A 17,017-nucleotide genomic window follows, 5' to 3' on the forward strand; every position below is an offset into this window, starting at 1 on the left:
ATTAAAGGTTATGGAGATTGAAAATGCATCTTTTTTAGAATACGATAAAAAAAATATCCTTATTGAACAGCAAAAAGCGCTGGGATTTGTATTTAATCATCTTGACTTATCGAAAATAGCTTTTTGCGGAGGAATTGCCGATTATTTAAATCTTCGCCAGTACTATCAAATGCGCATAAATGATTTGGATATAATGTATGAAAACGAAGAAGATCTAGATCCAATTAAAAATAAAGTTGACATAAAAAGATACACTTCTAAATTTTACAAAACAAGAAATGGAGAAACATTAGTTTATAAATTCAAAACTCATGGCAGGGAAATAAATGTAGATAATTTTCCCAATGACTTTTCGAAATTATCCCTAATTCAATCACCTCTTTTGGGTAAAATGGTATGGCACTCTTCATTTAATGAAATGAGAAAATTCCATAATAGTGAAATACATCTAAAAACCTCAGAAATAGCAGGAATAAATTACCAATGGAAACGATTATATAAACACAGCCGAAAAGCTTCTTTGTACAACAATGTAACTTTCTTAGAAGAGAAAAACTTAATTCATACTATTAAAAGAAATATTTTATGAGGGAAGAGCCTAGAATAATTTACAGCTTAGATGCATTTCCTGTTAGTAATAATCGATGGAATCAGGGAAATAAATTTAAAGAAACGATTTATTCGACTGCATTAAGCATACTATACAGCCATTTATGGTATCAGGATATTGAACTTTATGCTGATGAAACAGCTTATAAATTTCTTTATATGCTTCCCTGCAGAGTTACTAAAATCAACAGTAATCAGGACAGTGTTATTTGGATGAAATCGAAAATTGATGTAATCAAAAAACAAATCAAACCTTTCATACATCTGGATAATGATGTATTTATAAAGAAAAAAATACATTTTGATTTTGATAAAGTAATTGTCGAACAAAATGATTACGAATTACACGGCATGTATAAATATCGTATCGATTTTTTTAATCAATATGCCCAAAATTTAGACTATTGGAAACCAGATCTAGGATATGCCTATAACTGTGGCGTATTAGGTTTTCGAGACTTTGAACTTCGGGATCAGTTTTTAAACGTTTTTTATGTTTTAGAAGAAATATTTATAAAAAATCATAATCCCAAAATAGCAAAAATAGAACCCTGCATTGTTTTAGAACAGTATAATCTGGCGTCACTATTACATTATAAGAATATTAAACCAACATTATTACTCTGGAAAAGAAACTCGTTCGAAAATTTTCAGCTCGCAGATAAAATTGGTTATTCACACATTGTTGGTCAAAAAAAATACAGGAACGATATTGTAGAGGAAATAGAAAACAGACTTTCAAAACTGTTTCCGTATTGGTACAAAGAAGTAAAAAATGCTTTAGTAGAAGAAGGCATCGATTAAACTATAAACAGCTCTATATGAAACAAAGACACAAGATGATTTACAGCCTTGATGTGCTTCCCATAATAAATAATAGATGGAATATGGGAGACAGATTAAAGGAAACCATCTACATGACGGCTCTAAGTGTATTATATAGTCATATGTGGTATAAAGAAATTGAACTTTATGTAGACGAAATTGGCTTTAAATTTCTGTATATGCTTCCCTGTGCTGTAACCAAAGTACAGAATAACAACGAAATTGAACTTTGGATGAAATCGAAAATCAATGCCATGGAATTGCAGACAGAACCTTTTGTACATATAGACACTGACATATTTATAAAGAAAAAAATCGATTTTAATTTTAATGATGTAATCGTAGAGCGCAAAGAAGATACTTATGAAATGCATTACAGAAAACAGGCAGAATTATTTAGTAAGTACACCCAGAATCTGCCGTATTGGAATACCAATTTAGGCTATTCATACAATTGCGGCATATTTGGTTTTAACGATCTCAGGCTGCGTGATGAATTTATAAAAAGCTATTATGATTTAGAGAAAATATACATTGAAAACCAAAATAGCTTTACCCAATTAAAACAAGAAGGTTACGAAACCTGCATTTTAATCGAACAATATACGCTTGCATGCTTACTGAACTATAAAAACAATGATCCTTCAATTTTATTAAAGGGAGAAAACATAACAGAACATGGAAAATATGCTGATACTATTGGGTATTCGCATTTTTTTGGAATGAAAAAATATGAAAAATATGTTGTTGACGAAATTGAACTTCGGCTCTCTAAATTATTTCCGTATTGGTATAAGCAAATAAAAAACGCATTAGAGAAAGAAGGTGTTGTGGCAAATAATCAGCAGTTTGTTTATTAAACAAACTAGTAATCTAAAATGATAAAAAAATAATCATGAGAGAATTTGAACAAAAAAAAATAGCTAATGCCTCCCCTTCTCCTTTTTTTGGACCAAAAGCTCAAAAAAAAATCACCACAGGAACTGTCGGAGACAAATATGAAACTGAAGCCGATAATGTTGCTGATAAAGTGGTGAACAATCGTAAGACAGGAGGACTGCTTCAATCGAAAAGTGAAGAAGCTGTACAGCAAAAACCTATTTCAGCAACCATTTCAACGGTTCAAAAACAAGACCTCGCACAAGAACAGCCACTGCAAAAAAAAGGAGAAAAAGAAGAAGACAAAAAAGTACAGAAAAAATCCGACAAGGAAGAAGATAAAAAAGTTCAGAAAAAAGGAAAAAAAGAAGAAGACAAAAAGGTACAAAAGAAATCTGATAAGGAAGAGGACAAAAAAGTACAGAAAAAGGGAGAAAAAGAGGAAGATAAAAAAGTGCAGAAAAAATGTGCCGATTGCGAAAACGAAGACAAGAAGGTTCAAAAAAAAGAAGAGAAAAAGGAAGAAGTTCAGGCCAAATTAAATGAGTCAAACTCCGTAAATGAAGGAATTGAAAGTGACTTAAACAGTTCAAAAGGCAGTGGCAAGGCAATGGAAAAAAACACAAAACAGGGAATGGAATCTGGTTTTGGAGCCGACTTTAGCAATGTAAACATCCACACTGACAACAAAGCAATACAAATGAGCGAAAAGCTGGGTGCACAAGCTTTCACACATGGAAATGATGTTTATTTCAATAAAGGAAAATACAATCCAGACTCTAAAGAAGGTAAACATTTGCTTGCCCATGAACTTACGCACACAATACAACAAACAGGCAGTAAAGCCCGAAATAATGTTCAAAAAAAGGACATGCTTCAATTATCTACGTTGCCCTGGAACATAAGCAGATGGACAACCCAGGTAAGAGAGTCTAGTAATTTTACCGTGAGTAATGGCGGAACGGTTACTGTAACATCAAATTTAGCTTGGGATGGTCCGCCAAGATGCAGAGATATTGCCAGTACAATAGCAGTAAATATATATAGAAAAAGATTATTGATGGACAGCAAAGAGCATAGCGCATCAATTTCATTATCCGGAGGAAGTACTTCTGTTTCCAATTTAACTGGTGGCACTTATTATGTAGAAATTGTATTAAGCGGATATAATGGCGATCCAACACATTGCAGTTTAGCAGGAAGAGTTGACATTGATGCAACCTAATAACGAAATGATTTTCTGTAAAATATAACCCGTTGGGTGAAATAGAATAAAATAGCTTCATTTAAGGATTAAATCTAATTTGATCTGCGAAAATCCTTTAAAATCTGCGTGAAATACTTTTGCGCATTAATTTTTCACGCAGATTTACACAGATTAAAGCAGATTTAGACAGATTTTTATCTAAGTTGATGCGACAGAATTGAAAAAAAATAAATTTCACCCAACCGGTTAAAATATAATAATCAAATATGCCAGTCCTAACCAAAAAAACAAATACGAATCCTTCGCACTCCGCGTCACATCATGACAAGGGGAATGAATCTTTTTTTGGGGTACAGGCAAAATTAAATATAGGGAAATCTAACGATAAATTTGAAGTAGAAGCCGATAGAGTTGCAGACCAGGTGGCTGCCAATAAACAAACGGCAAGTCCAGATAACTTCTTTTCGCCATCACCGGTAGTGCAAAAAAAGCTGGCAGGAAATGTTCAAAAACAAGAAGAGCAAAATAAAGGAATTCAGCGAAAAACTGCATTACAAACCATAACACCAATTGTACAGCTAAAAGAAGAAGTAATCCAAAATAAACTCGATAGCAGAATAACTGAAAAGCGAGAAATTAATCCTGCTTTTTCTGCATCAAAAACGTTAATTCAGAAAAAAGAAGAGACAATTCAGAATAAGAAAGAAGCCAAAAAAACAGAAATTGTCTCTACAACAAACTTCGCAGCAAAACCTTTAATCCAAAACAAAAATAAAGGCGAAGATGAAAATATACAGCAGAAAAAGGAAGAAGAGAAACAAGCTAAAGACGACGAAAAACAAATACAAAAAAATGCTGGTGCCGATGCCAATCCCAGCGATAATTCTAATTTAGAGTCTAATTTAAACAGCAGTAAAGGCGGAGGTTCTCCACTATCCGGAAAAGTAAAAACTGAAATGGAATCCGGCATTGGAGCCGATTTCAGTAATGTTCGTATACACAATGACTCTAATGCTATTCAAATGAATAAGCAATTGGGAGCTCAGGCATTTGCAACCGGAAACAATATTTATTTTAACGAAGGAAAATACAATCCAAATTCGCAGGATGGCAAGCATTTACTCGCCCACGAATTGACACATACCGTACAACAGGGAGCCGCTATTAGAAAAAAACCGGAACCAGTCTCCCCTGCTCCTGAAATGATTCAGGGTTCTTTCCTCGATTTAGTTCCTAACTGGATAATTGATCAGGCACGCCACATTCCCGGCTATACTCTTTTTACTGTTATTATTGGTTATGATCCATTACGTCAGATTGATGTAGAACGAACTCCAATTAATCTGGTAGAAGGTTTAATGGGACTTATTCCTTTTGGAACTGCCATATTCGATAAACTTCAGGAATACGGAATACTGCAACAGGTTTTTGATTGGGTTGAAGGAAAACTAGGCGAACTCGGATTAACTATCGACAGTATTCTGGATATGGTAGAAGATGTTTGGGACAAAGTATCTTTTCCTTACACAGATATTATTGATTTAGTTACCGAAAAATTCGAGGAATTAGTTAACAGAATTACCTCTTTCGTAAGTGCTACAGTAGATCAGGTAATTACCTGGATAAAAGAAGCTTTGATTAATGTTGCCGAACCTATTTTGGCAGAAAACAAAGCCTGGTCATTAATCAAAAAAATAATCAAATATGATCCGCTTCGCGATGAAGCAGTTAATGCGACAACGGTCGAAATATTAGAAGATTTCTTAATACTTATAGACAAGCAAACAGAGCTGGAGCAAATGCGTGAAAAAGGTACGCTGCAAAAAACGGCTGACTGGCTTGATACTCAGGTTGGAACTTTCAATTCGTTATTAGGGGAACTTCGCGGACTTATAACTGCAGCCTGGGATGCTATTCAACCTTCAAATCTGGCAAACATTGCAGACAATCTTTCAGCACTGGCAGATCAGGTTGGCGGATTCTTGCAGCGCGTTTGGGATTTTGCTTCAGGTGTGGCACTCAAAGTACTAGAGCTTGTTAAAGATTCGTTATTAGGATGGCTTTCTGACCAGGCCAAAACGGTCAGAGGATATTCTCTCATTAAAGTGATTATTGGAAAAGATCCTTTTACACAGGAAGCTGTCCCTCGTACAATTCCAAATCTAATACGAGGATTTATGAGCCTCATGGATGGCGGAGAAGAACAATATGCCCAAATGGTTGAAACGGGTGCAATAGCCAGAATCGCAGGCGAAATTGAAGCTGCAGTAGCAACACTAAACATGACACCGCAGTCTATAATTCAATTGTTTACCGACATTTGGGGTTCTATGACTATCGATGACCTCGTTAATCCGATAGATGCTTTCATGCGAATCATTGAAAAATTTGGAGAACCTATTGATCGACTGATTGCTTTTGTAGCAGAAATTATCCGAATTGTGATTGTGGCTATTCTGGAGATTATGAATTTTCCATTCGATCTTATAGGAAACATCATTACAAGAGCATTAGAAGCCATTGATGATATCAAAAAAGATCCAATTGGTTTCTTGAAAAATATACTGCGAGCACTTAAACAAGGATTTGTACAGTTCTTTGACAATATCATAACGCATCTAATCAATGGTGTTACCGGCTGGCTGATGAGTGAATTAAAAGATGCCAATATTCCGGTACTTACCGATTTTTCATTAAAAGGTGTTATTACCTGGGTGATGGAAGTACTGAATATCTCGATGGAAAAAATCTGGGAAAAACTAGCTGCACATCCGCGTATCGGGCCAGCTAGAGTTGCCAAAATCCGAAGCATGATTAATACACTCGAAGGTATCTGGACCTTTATTAAAGATGTTCAGGAACGAGGTATGGCGGCTATTTGGGATAAAATACAAGAACAGCTCAGTAATCTATGGAATACCGTTCTCGATGCTGTGAAAAACTTTGTCATGGAACGTATTGTTAACAGAGTTACGGCCAAGCTTTTAAGCATGTTAGATCCAACCGGAATCATGGCTGTAATAAACGGTGCTATGGCTTTCTTTAATGCAATACAAAGTTTTATCAAATACCTGCGAGAAATGCTCGAAGTTGTCAATTCGTTTGTCAATGGCGTAGCCGATCTTGCCCGAGGCAATGTCGCCACAGCCGCAGATTATCTCGAAAGAACCATGGGACAAGCCATGCCTGTCGTCATAGGTTTCTTAGCCAATCAGGTTGGGTTAACCGGAATTGGTGCCAGAGTTGGAGAAATGCTTATTGCCGTTCGCCAAATGGTTGATGAAGCTTTAACATGGTTAGTGAATCAGGCTGTAGATAGAGGAATGGCTTTGTTGGACCGAGTAATGGCTATGGGGGCTAATGCGCGAGATGCTATTTTTGGCTGGTTAGGGTTCAATACGCCTGTTACATTTTCAAATGGAGAAAATCACACCATGAAAATAGAAGAGCAGAATGGGCAAAGGGTAATAAACATATATAGTCAAAAACAACGTTTTGAAGACTTCTTAAATACTAAACAAACAGAAGCCCAAGCGGCTCCTGATAGTCCTCAAAAAACTGAGAAATTAACAAAAATTTCAAATGTAAGACTAAACTATAACGCAGCAAATGTTGTAATTGGTGAGCTTTATGCACTTGAAAATGCAACCCCAGCAACTCCAGCGGCAACAAAACAAACTAAAGAACGTGAGTTGAGAGATAAATTAAAATTGATTAAAGATGATTTACAATCCTTAGGACTTGCACCAGGTCAAAATGCAATTACAACACATTTCCAAGTAGCATCAAAATCAAACGGAAGACCAACTCTTGTTAAGGCTGATCCTTTAACTACTCTTCCGGGTAATACTGTAGGGTCAGCACCTGGACGCGGAGCAAATTTCCCTCCGGGCTGGGATCATTTAACTCTATTAGACAGAGCTTCATTAATTGATATTCGCAGCTGGAACAGAATGCATCTTATAGCAGATAGATTACATGGATCGGGAAGCGATCCGGATAATCTTGTTCCTGCAGATAATTCAGTTAATACTCCTGCAGCACAAATTGAACAAAGAGCGTTAAACAAATTAAGGGATCCTGCAAATGCTGACAAAGTATTGAAATATGAAACCAAAGTTGATTACCATCCTACACCTATGCAAAATTTCCCAAGCAATATAACTATTGAATGGCAGGAATGCAGCGTTACGCCAACAGGACAAACTACGCCAATTGGATCGGTTGACAGATGGGCATCCGGACTAATAAATCCGCCTCCTTCACTGACTAGTTCTGGTTCATCCGGACCAGCGATATTAAATCTGAGAAGTGCTTCTATATCCGAATTTATAGAAGTATTTGGAAGAGGCGTTGGCAGAAGATTACAATTAGCATATTCTAGAAGATTTTTAAGTAATTTACCTTACAGTCCATCTTCACTCAATACTGTTTATGGAATTTTAGCTGGAGAAGGAACAAATTCAATGAAATTTTCAAGCAATGTAGCGGCAACAGATTTTACTTTACTTTCAAGTAAAAGTGGAACACCAATCACTATAGGAACAACAACATATACAATTCAAATTTAGAATTTATGGAACGCAAAAATTATTTCTTAGCAATTTCTGATTTAATTAATGAACTCATTTCAAACAAAAATATAAATATTACTAAGTATTCGATAAAATCAGGATATCCTGAACATTATATTAAATTTTTAGAAGAAGAAAATAATATAATTATCGCAGAATCCATAAAAGCATTTTACAATAAAATTGGAAGTCTAGAAATACAATGGGATTCAGCAAATGGAGATTTAAATTTATTTGGTGAAATTAATATTGTGGATATTGAACAATTTTTAAACCTGAAAAATTATCAAGAGTATTGGATGAGGCGATTTAACGAAAATAATGATGAAGAACAAAACAAGTTTATGTTAATGGCCAAACCCTTTGATTATTTTAATTCTGATGAAACAGAAATTACATTTTTCAAACAAACCGATAATTTAATAAAAGATGAATTATATTATTTTAAAACCGGATATGGATATAGTAAATTAAATTTATCAATAAATGAATATTTCGATAAATTAATAGAAACCAAAGGATTAACTTCTTGGCAAGAACTTTTTTTAATTGGCAGGTTTGAAGAAATTCAAACTTCAGTAAAAATCATTTTTACACAAGACAATTAACAACTTCAATTCATAATATGTAAATACAATTAATAAGGGGAAAGATCTTCTTAAAAAATTCGCTTAAAATAAAAAACAGCAATAAATCTTTTTGGAGTAACGGCTAAATAATAAAAATTCCATAAGGGAAATGCTGTAATAAACAGAATCCGAAATTTTAAACAATCAAATAGATTTTTTCTCAAAAGAATTATTAGTAATATAAAATGGAAAACGTATTCACATACCTAAAAAACCAATTCATATTTCAGCTTGATGCACTTTTTCAAGTTGAAAATCCGATGGAAAAACCTTTATTTAATCAACCTGATTCTAATGTTTTTGTACATGAATTTATCATCGAAAATAATCTTACTGAAATTGATATTCTTATTTTAGGATTAGCTTTGGTTCCGCACATGAAGCCTGATTTTTTGAGTTCGATTATTGCTGAATATTTACCCAATGGCGGTGAACTGCCTGAGTTTGGCGGAATCAAAACAAAAAATCATCGTGGCATTTTGCCAACGGGCGAAACGGCTCAGTTTTTAATTGCCGGAAATAATCTTGATGAAAGGATTGCCTTTTATAATTATTTATACAATCAGTCTTTTCTCTATCAAAAAGGAATCATTAAACTAAATTTAGTTCCTGTGGGAGAACCTAAACTAAGTGGTCTGCTAACTTTAGAAGACGAATACATCGAAAAATTCCTGACCGGAAAAATCCTGAAACCACAGCTCAGCAGTAATTTTCCAGCACAATTAATTGAGACACAATTAGAGTGGAATGATTTGGTACTCAATTCTAATACCCTTAATCAAATTAAAGAAATAGAAACCTGGCTTAAATTCAATGAAATTCTATTACATGAATGGGATATGAAAGCTAAGATAAAACCGGGTTTCAGAGTCATGTTTTATGGTGCACCGGGAACCGGAAAAACACTTACGGCTTCACTTCTTGGGAAATATACTAAAAGGGATGTTTACCGAATTGATTTGTCCATGATAATTTCGAAATACATTGGTGAAACAGAAAAAAACCTTGCTTCTCTTTTTGACAAAGCAGCAGATAAAGACTGGATTTTGTTTTTTGATGAAGCCGATGCAGTTTTCGGAAAAAGAACCAATGTCAGGGACGCACATGATAAATATGCCAATCAGGAAGTTTCGTATTTGCTGCAGCGAATTGAAAATCATCCGGGACTGGTCATTCTGGCATCAAATTTTAAAACGAATATTGATGCGGCTTTCACCCGAAGATTTCAATCTATAATTGAATTTGAAGTGCCTTCGTATACTGAACGCTTACAGCTCTGGAAAAACAATCTCCCAAAAGGAATTAAAATTGCTGAAGATGTAAACCTCAATGAACTTTCAAAAAAATATGATATTACCGGTGCCAATATCGTCAATATCATTCAATATGCCTGCCTGAGAACACTCGAAGACGAAAATAAAAACATTAGCCTCAATCACCTTCTTCAGGGAATAAAAAAAGAATATGTAAAAGAAGGAAAAATGATGTAGCCAGATATTATAAAAAAACACATCTGCCAATAATTTTTTTAATGACAGATGTACTTACAAATTAACCTAATAATGTAATCTTTTATTTTACCAGATAAGCTACCCTATCAGCTTCACAAAGTCTGAAATAGCCAAAAGCAAAATCATTTGCATTAGTTGTATTTACAATATTTCCCCTGATATTACCTGGAGGAACTGAAAAAGGATTTCCTCCGTATATTTCCAGAATTAAATCCATATAATTATAGAAATTTTTAGAGATACCGCGATGTGTAATAGTAACGGTTTTTCCTGGTTTCATTTTATCTTCGTCTGAAAATCTTGTACTTACTACATTTCCATTAAAGAATTCGTCATCTGTTACCTCATATTCCGGAAATAAAAGGAAATCGCTCTGATAATCTGTAAGATAATAATTGGTTTCATTTTCCGGGTCTTTATAATAAAAAGTAAGTTCTATTACATCTTCTCCTCCAAAATCGGGAACTATCTTTTGATCTACTTTATCAATTGGTGTTACGGAAGTCAGTTTTTCCACTGCTGTAAAACTTTGCCCTTCAGCTTTTACGTAAAGCGTATAGTCCATGTTAATTACAGGTACAAAATCAGTACATACATAAGTGCCAGGTTCTGTCTCATTAAACGTAAAAACATCACCATTGCTGTTTTGAATTCTTACCTGAGCTCCGGAAACTTTTGGCGTAGTATTATTGTAATAAGGTGCTGTTTTGCTGATTTTTATGGTCTGCTCATTACCAGATGTACCTTTTAGCCAGATAATTTCTGCATCTACTACTATCCTTGTTTCACCTGTTTCTAAATCCAGGTTTACCGTATCCTCACAAGATGAAAAAAACAGCACAAAAAGAACACTTAAGAATGTTAGTACTTTATTTCTAAAAATATATTTTTTAAGCCTTTGCATATTCATTAAAATTTAAAATTATAAGAAACACCAGGTACTATCCCAAAAATAGACAGTCTTCTGGTCTCATTTGCACCTGTATCTTCATTTGTCGCGAATGTCATAGAAGCGGCATTTTTTCTATTGTAGATATTATAAATACTAAACACCCAGTAGCTTTGCCAACCTTTCTTTTTATCTGGTTTAGGCGTGTAAGTAGCTGCTACGTCTAAGTGATGGAAAAGTGGCAGTCTGTTTTCATTTCTCAATGAAAAATTCGGGATTTTGATTCCGCCAAACTCATAATACCCATTTGCATACGTTACCGGCTGACCCGACTGTAATGAAAAATTGGCATTAAAAGACCACTTTGGGCTGTACAGATAAGTAGCCACAATATTTAGATTATGTAATTTGTCGTATCCTGACAAATACCAGTCTCCATTTGCTATTCCTGGCTCCTGAGGTGTTCTTCCCGGAGTTTTTTGCTCTGCTCTTGACAATGTGTAAGACACCCATCCGGTCAACTTGCCTGTGTTTTTTCTGAATAATAATTCCATACCATAAGACCTGGCTTTACCATTCAGTATAACCTGTTCAATATTATTATTTGCCAGTATATCTGCACCGTCTATATAGTCAATCCGGTTTTGAATGTTTTTATAAAACAACTCCCCTTCTAAAGAATAATCTTTATCCCTGAAATTCCTGAAATACCCAAGCGCATATTGATCCAGAAGCTGTGGTTTGGTAAAAGGTCCGCTTGGTGTCCATATACTCATTGGCAATGGTGACTGTGTATTGGATAAAATATGAATATATTGCGCCATTCTGTTATAACTTGCTTTTACAGAAGTATTGTCATTAAAAGCATATGATAATGCAGCACGAGGTTCTAAATTATTAAATTTACTTATGGTTTCTCCGCTTCTATATGATATACTTCCGGTAGGAGTTCCATCTTCGTAAATTTTATAAAGCGGATTGTAAACAACTGCCTGTCCGTTTTCATAAGTACTGATTTCCTCTCCTCCTAACCGATAAAACATACTGTAACGAAGTCCATAACGAAGATTCAGTTTCTCTGTAATCTGATGTTCGAAATCAAGATAAGCAGACGATTCCAGGGCATATTTTTTATCCAGCTGTTTATAATTAAACTGCGAATCAGGGCTTGTTGGCTGCACTCTTCCCGGGTTAAAATCATAATATTGGCTATCAATTCCGTAGTTTAGCTTAAGCTTTTCAGATACAGTATGATTCCAGTTATATTTAAAACCATAACTTTTTATGGTATTATCCCATTCAAAATTTTCAGCTGAAATCCCAAGATTAAAATTATAATCACTGTAAAAAACAGATAAATTAGTATTTAAGTTTTCTGAAAAATTATGCTTCCAGCTTAAAATCGCCATTCTATTTCCGTAAGTACTTGAAAAACGATCATTGATATCAAAAACATCGTTTCCAAAGTAACCGGAAAACGCCAGCGTATTATTTGCACCAAGACGATAATTTAATTTAGCATTAATATCATAAAACATAGCTGAATTATTATTATCAGCGAGCTTTAAAAATAAATGGGCGTATGAGGTTCTCGCTCCCAAAACAAAAGAACCTTTTTCTTTTTTAATTGGACCTTGTACCAAAAGACGGCTTGATATTAAACCAATTCCTCCGTTTACTTTGTAATTTTCAAAATCACCCGTTAATTGACTTACATCAAGGACAGAAGAAACCCTTCCGCCAAATTTAGAAGGAATCCCCCCTTTGTATAAATCAAGTCCGTTGATCACATCTGCATTGAAAACAGAGAAAAAACCAAACATGTGAGAGTCACCATAAACGGGAGCCCCGTCCAACAGAATTAAATTCTGGTCAGCGGCACCTCCACGTACATTAAAACCTGAAGAAAGCTCACCGGCATTTGTAACTCCCGGTAATGTCAATATCGATTTTAAAGGATCCGGCTCTCCCATAGCAGCCGGAATTCTTTTAATTTCTTCCATTGTAAGTTTATTGACACTCATCTGCGTATTTCTCACATCAACTGCTTTTGAGTTGGTAATAATCACCTGTTCCAGCTGCTGACTGTCTGCATTCATAATAAAGTTTATTCTTTCATCATCAGAAATTGTGATTAGTTTTTCTCCATTTTTAAAGCCAACATAACTCACGATAACCGTATAAGTCCCTTTATTCAATTCTAATGAAAACGTTCCGTTTCCATCTGTTGTAACACCTGTTTCAAGTTCTTTAATAAAAATATTGGCGCCAATAACAGGCTCTTTATTCTCATCTAAAACCTGTCCGGTTAACTTGCTTTTTTTTTTGGCTGTTGCGGGTTTACTATTTTTTTGCTTTACGAAAATATTATTGCCGACAATAGAAAACTGAATCGAATTGTTTTTGTTAAGCTCATTAATAAGTGCTTTTATTTCGATATTTTTATAAGTATGTTTTTGATCGAAATACTTTTGACTGGTATTTATCTGATCTGTAAAAGCAAACTTAAAATCTGTTTGGCTCTCAATTTGCTTAAAGACTTCTTTTAATGTCATATTTTGATCTACTGTGACTGTAATTGTTTGGGAGTAGATACATAAACTGAATAAAAAAAAGCACGTTGAAATTATATGCTTCATGAATTTTTGTATTTTTGAATTATTATTAAATGGGATAGCTCTATACTACCCTGACTATGAGGAGGATGTTTAGTTTCGCGGCTAGTGCATCCTTTTTCTTTTCTATCGAAAAGTAATCTGTTTTAAATCTTCATTTATTTCAAAGTTTAGGTTATACATTTCTGATATTAATTGTACAATTGTTTTTAAATCTTCTTTTTTATTGATTCTGATTGTAATTCTTTGATTATCGTATTGTTCAGGAATAATCATTTTATAGCCATAATTCGCCATTATATAATCACTTACAGCGCTTAATTTTTCGTTTTCAAAATCTGTAAACCTGTTAAATTCTAAAACTTTAGCAACATTTTTTCCATAAATAAATTTTTCTCCCGGTTTAAGTATCCATTTCTTGTCCTGGTCTTTTATACTCATTTGCACACTTCCTTCGTAAAGGAAAACCGTTACTCCTCGTCCTATATTTCCTTCAACGGTAAAAGAAGTACCTAACACAGTAGTTGTCGTTTCATTGCAAAAAACCTGAAACGGATGTTTTTTGTCTTTTTTGACTTTAAAATAAGCTTCTCCTTCTACTACAATCTTTCTGTTGGTTTGAAAATTATTGCCATAAGTAATTTTAGAATCCGGACTAAGCTCTACCCTAGAACTATCTGGTAGCGCAACTATTTTTATTGTAGCAGTCGTATTTTCAATTGTATTTGAAGTAAGGTAAAAAGCATCCTGTAATGGACTTCTGTTAAGATAAATGCCAGTTCCTGTCAACATACAAATGATAATTGCTGCTGCTGCCACATAGCGCCAAATTTTAATCTTTGGTTTTTTAGCAGCAAAGGTTTTAGACTGGAATTGTCCCCAGGAAGCTTCTTTTTCATCCTCAGAATGTGAAAAAGGAATTTCATTCCATAATTTTTCAAATTCCTTATCCAGTTTTTCTTTATCCATGACTTTTTATGGGTTAAGTTTTTTACAATAAAATCCTTGCTTAGAAAAAACACTATACACCATTTCCTGAATGTCTCTGTTGGTTTCTATTCTAAGTATCCTTTCTCGGTTTTTAAAATCAAAATTGATTATACAATCAGAAATAATGAATTGCAAAAGGGTAACAATCAGACTTGCATCCTTCTTTGTTCTTACATTCGTTTTATACGCTTCAATATGCATTTTTGTTCTCGTTTTTATATATAACAAACGAGAACAAAAAAGTTCCTAATCGTTTTCGACTTTTTTTCGAATAAATTTACTGGCGAGATAAATATGATTAGCAATCGTTTTTTCAGAAAGGTCTGTAATTGCTGCAATCTCCTTATAGCTAAGGTTTTCCAGTTTATGTAAAGTAAATATTTTTTGCTGCTGCTCAGGAAGCTGATTGATGAAAGTTTGTAGTTTTTCCTGCCTTTCTTCAAAAATTCCTGTTTCAGTATCTTCCTGCTCTGGGTGAAATTGTGAAGGATCGAGCTGGATGATTTTATTTTCGCGGTTAACGTGATTAATTATAATGTTTTTGCATATTGTAAACAATTGTTTATCAAATAAAACATCTTCATTAAGTAATGATCTTTTATCATACAACCTTAAAAAAGTCTCCTGAAGAAAGTCCTGTGGAGTAAGGACTATAAAATTAAATCTTTTGGCAATGTTTATCAATTTATCGTAGTAATTTAAATAAGCCTGTTTAAAAGCAGCTTCATTGCCTTTTTTTAAACTTAATATAAACTCTCTGTTGTCCATAATATAAACATGATAATAGATAACTCAATGCCTAAAATAATATTGCATTCAAATCCTAGAACCTTCCGGTTATTTCGCGATATTCTAATGAGTACAAAGAACAGAAATTTATTCTTAAAATTTATATGAAAATTAATTTTTAAGTCATTTTAAAATATAACTAATACTTATGTCTTCTCCTAAACTATAGCTTTTTTTGGTCTAAAACTTAATTTTATCATATAATTTAAAAATAAAAATCCTACAATTAAATATTTTTGTACTTTTACACAACTTTTAAAAAGTTTTAAAACTAAAAATTCTTTTTAATCGTATATACAAGAAAACGATAATCTAACTAGAGAAATTCAATTCACTGAACTGTTTTTGGAAAAACATTGAATCCTATCTAGTTTCTGGTTGTCGTTTTTTTTATTCATTAGACTCATCTGTAAAGCCCTTCTGTTAGTTTCAAATTATAATAAATAATAAATTTCTTATTGTAGGATTAATAAATCAAATTGGATATTTATATTTACTTTATAAATTGAAATAAATTAAATTGGATTTTTTAGAGAAAGCGTATAGCTATAATTTTGAAGGCATTACTAATGACGTTTATCAATTTCGTTTCATTAGTGCAGGCATACAGGAAATAACGAAAATTGTTTCCATTTCGCCTATAAATAAAAAACTGAATTGGTACAGCGTAGGTTTTGGAAATCTGGAAAATCATGAAGATGCCATAACTGTTAATGATCTTGCTGAAATTAACAACAATGATTATGATGAGGTTTTAGCTACCGTATTTATGTGCATCCTTCATTTTTTCATCTCTAATCCTGATCATACTATTTTGTTTTTTGGAAACACACTTCATAAACACCGTTTGTACAAACAAAAAATTTCTTCAAATATCAACCTTCTAAAACAATATATGGAGATTTCAGGAGGTATAACAGAAGAGGATATAAAGCTTATAGAAAAAAAACAAACCATAAACCGAAAAGGAAGAGAACGTCTCAGGACTATTAGGGAAAAAGATCTTACATCACTTAGCAACAGTATTGAAATAAAAAGCATTGAGAAATACGATACATCCAAAACATCTGATTATCAATTTGTTTTACTTAAGTTAAAAAAGAACGTGTGAGTATTGAAATAATAAAAAAATAGTATATTTGTAACGTTATGGCAGCAAAGCAATTAAAAAATTTAGTAGACAAACAGATAGAAAAATCTACTATCTTCTGGGCCGGTCGTCCTAAAATGACTATCCAGGAGTTAGAAGCCGTAGAGAAGTTTGCCAAAGAAAAAAGTAAACTTTTTGAAAGAGTATTTGATTCTCCCGAAAAAATAGATAAAATAAGCAAAATGCAAAAATAGTACCTTATAACAGCATTTTATTTAAGAACAAAGAGGCTGTCTCAAAAGTGAGGCAGCTTTTTTTGTGGCATAAAAAAAAGGAAAGTTTTCGCTTTCCTAATTCTTGCAATTTAATTAAATTGCGGTGTGTGTATAGCTTCAAAAGTAGTCTTTAAA

Annotated in this window: 13 protein-coding genes; 9 read left to right on the top strand and 4 right to left on the bottom strand. The window is 33.5% G+C overall.

Annotated features, from left to right (window positions below):
- Positions 1-10: 10 nt before the first annotated feature.
- From K8B81_RS15435 to K8B81_RS15465, 7 genes are all read left to right on the top strand, one after another.
- Positions 11-589 (top strand): hypothetical protein, encoded by a 579-nt coding sequence (locus tag K8B81_RS15435; RefSeq protein ID WP_223682457.1) that lies wholly within the window; start codon positions 11-13, stop codon positions 587-589.
- Positions 586-1,413 (top strand): DUF6734 family protein, encoded by an 828-nt coding sequence (locus K8B81_RS15440; protein ID WP_223682458.1) that lies wholly within the window; start codon positions 586-588, stop codon positions 1,411-1,413. The genes K8B81_RS15435 and K8B81_RS15440 overlap by 4 nt, the downstream gene beginning before the upstream one ends.
- Positions 1,414-1,430: 17 nt before the next feature.
- Positions 1,431-2,294, top strand: coding sequence for a DUF6734 family protein (locus tag K8B81_RS15445; protein WP_223682459.1), 864 nt, complete (start codon positions 1,431-1,433; stop codon positions 2,292-2,294).
- A 35-nt stretch (positions 2,295-2,329) separates the two neighbouring features.
- Positions 2,330-3,538, top strand: a complete 1,209-nt coding sequence (locus K8B81_RS15450; protein ID WP_223682460.1) for an eCIS core domain-containing protein — start codon at positions 2,330-2,332, stop codon at positions 3,536-3,538.
- A 248-nt stretch (positions 3,539-3,786) separates the two neighbouring features.
- Positions 3,787-8,091, top strand: coding sequence for an eCIS core domain-containing protein (locus tag K8B81_RS15455; RefSeq protein WP_223682461.1), 4,305 nt, complete (start codon positions 3,787-3,789; stop codon positions 8,089-8,091).
- Positions 8,092-8,096: 5 nt separating this feature from the next.
- A complete protein-coding gene (locus K8B81_RS15460; RefSeq protein ID WP_223682462.1) occupies positions 8,097-8,702 on the top strand; it encodes a hypothetical protein in 606 nt (201 codons plus the stop codon).
- Between the two features lie 206 nt (positions 8,703-8,908).
- Positions 8,909-10,213 carry an ATP-binding protein gene (locus K8B81_RS15465; RefSeq protein WP_223682463.1) on the top strand — a complete coding sequence of 435 codons (1,305 nt, stop codon included), beginning with the start codon at positions 8,909-8,911 and terminating at the stop codon, positions 10,211-10,213.
- Positions 10,214-10,295: 82 nt separating this feature from the next.
- On the opposite strand, the gene K8B81_RS15470 is transcribed toward K8B81_RS15465, so the two are convergent.
- From K8B81_RS15470 to K8B81_RS15485, 4 genes are all read right to left on the bottom strand, one after another.
- Positions 10,296-11,138: a DUF4249 domain-containing protein gene (locus K8B81_RS15470; protein WP_223682464.1), complete on the bottom strand. Its 843-nt coding sequence runs from the start codon at positions 11,136-11,138 to the stop codon at positions 10,296-10,298.
- A gap of 5 nt (positions 11,139-11,143) precedes the next feature.
- The gene (locus K8B81_RS15475) at positions 11,144-13,762 is read right to left on the bottom strand and encodes a TonB-dependent receptor (RefSeq protein ID WP_223682465.1); all 2,619 of its coding nucleotides are present in this window, start codon (positions 13,760-13,762) and stop codon (positions 11,144-11,146) included.
- 102 nt (positions 13,763-13,864) lie between these two features.
- A complete protein-coding gene (locus K8B81_RS15480) occupies positions 13,865-14,707 on the bottom strand; it encodes a FecR family protein (RefSeq protein ID WP_223682466.1) in 843 nt (280 codons plus the stop codon).
- A 267-nt stretch (positions 14,708-14,974) separates the two neighbouring features.
- The gene (locus K8B81_RS15485; RefSeq protein WP_223682467.1) at positions 14,975-15,496 is read right to left on the bottom strand and encodes an RNA polymerase sigma factor; all 522 of its coding nucleotides are present in this window, start codon (positions 15,494-15,496) and stop codon (positions 14,975-14,977) included.
- A gap of 541 nt (positions 15,497-16,037) precedes the next feature.
- On the opposite strand from K8B81_RS15485, the gene K8B81_RS15490 reads away from it, so the two are divergent.
- Both K8B81_RS15490 and K8B81_RS15495 read left to right on the top strand, forming a co-directional pair.
- A complete protein-coding gene (locus tag K8B81_RS15490) occupies positions 16,038-16,628 on the top strand; it encodes a DUF6934 family protein (protein WP_223682468.1) in 591 nt (196 codons plus the stop codon).
- 38 nt (positions 16,629-16,666) lie between these two features.
- Positions 16,667-16,861, top strand: a complete 195-nt coding sequence (locus K8B81_RS15495; protein WP_223682469.1) for a hypothetical protein — start codon at positions 16,667-16,669, stop codon at positions 16,859-16,861.
- The last annotated feature ends 156 nt before the right edge of the window (positions 16,862-17,017 follow it).

The sequence above is a fragment of the Flavobacterium hibisci genome, assembly GCF_020026925.1.
GTDB lineage: Bacteria > Bacteroidota > Bacteroidia > Flavobacteriales > Flavobacteriaceae > Flavobacterium > Flavobacterium hibisci.

Excerpts from the sequence above, each read along its gene's own strand:
- K8B81_RS15435 (WP_223682457.1), top strand. The coding sequence starts at position 11 with ATGGAGATTGAAAATGCATCTTTTTTAGAATACGATAAAAAAAATATC.
- K8B81_RS15440 (WP_223682458.1), top strand. The coding sequence starts at position 586 with ATGAGGGAAGAGCCTAGAATAATTTACAGCTTAGATGCATTTCCTGTT.
- K8B81_RS15445 (WP_223682459.1), top strand. The coding sequence starts at position 1,431 with ATGAAACAAAGACACAAGATGATTTACAGCCTTGATGTGCTTCCCATA.
- K8B81_RS15450 (WP_223682460.1), top strand. The coding sequence starts at position 2,330 with ATGAGAGAATTTGAACAAAAAAAAATAGCTAATGCCTCCCCTTCTCCT.
- K8B81_RS15455 (WP_223682461.1), top strand. The coding sequence starts at position 3,787 with ATGCCAGTCCTAACCAAAAAAACAAATACGAATCCTTCGCACTCCGCG.
- K8B81_RS15460 (WP_223682462.1), top strand. The coding sequence starts at position 8,097 with ATGGAACGCAAAAATTATTTCTTAGCAATTTCTGATTTAATTAATGAA.
- K8B81_RS15465 (WP_223682463.1), top strand. The coding sequence starts at position 8,909 with ATGGAAAACGTATTCACATACCTAAAAAACCAATTCATATTTCAGCTT.
- K8B81_RS15470 (WP_223682464.1), bottom strand. The coding sequence starts at position 11,138 with ATGCAAAGGCTTAAAAAATATATTTTTAGAAATAAAGTACTAACATTC.
- K8B81_RS15475 (WP_223682465.1), bottom strand. The coding sequence starts at position 13,762 with ATGAAGCATATAATTTCAACGTGCTTTTTTTTATTCAGTTTATGTATC.
- K8B81_RS15480 (WP_223682466.1), bottom strand. The coding sequence starts at position 14,707 with ATGGATAAAGAAAAACTGGATAAGGAATTTGAAAAATTATGGAATGAA.
- K8B81_RS15485 (WP_223682467.1), bottom strand. The coding sequence starts at position 15,496 with ATGGACAACAGAGAGTTTATATTAAGTTTAAAAAAAGGCAATGAAGCT.
- K8B81_RS15495 (WP_223682469.1), top strand. The coding sequence starts at position 16,667 with ATGGCAGCAAAGCAATTAAAAAATTTAGTAGACAAACAGATAGAAAAA.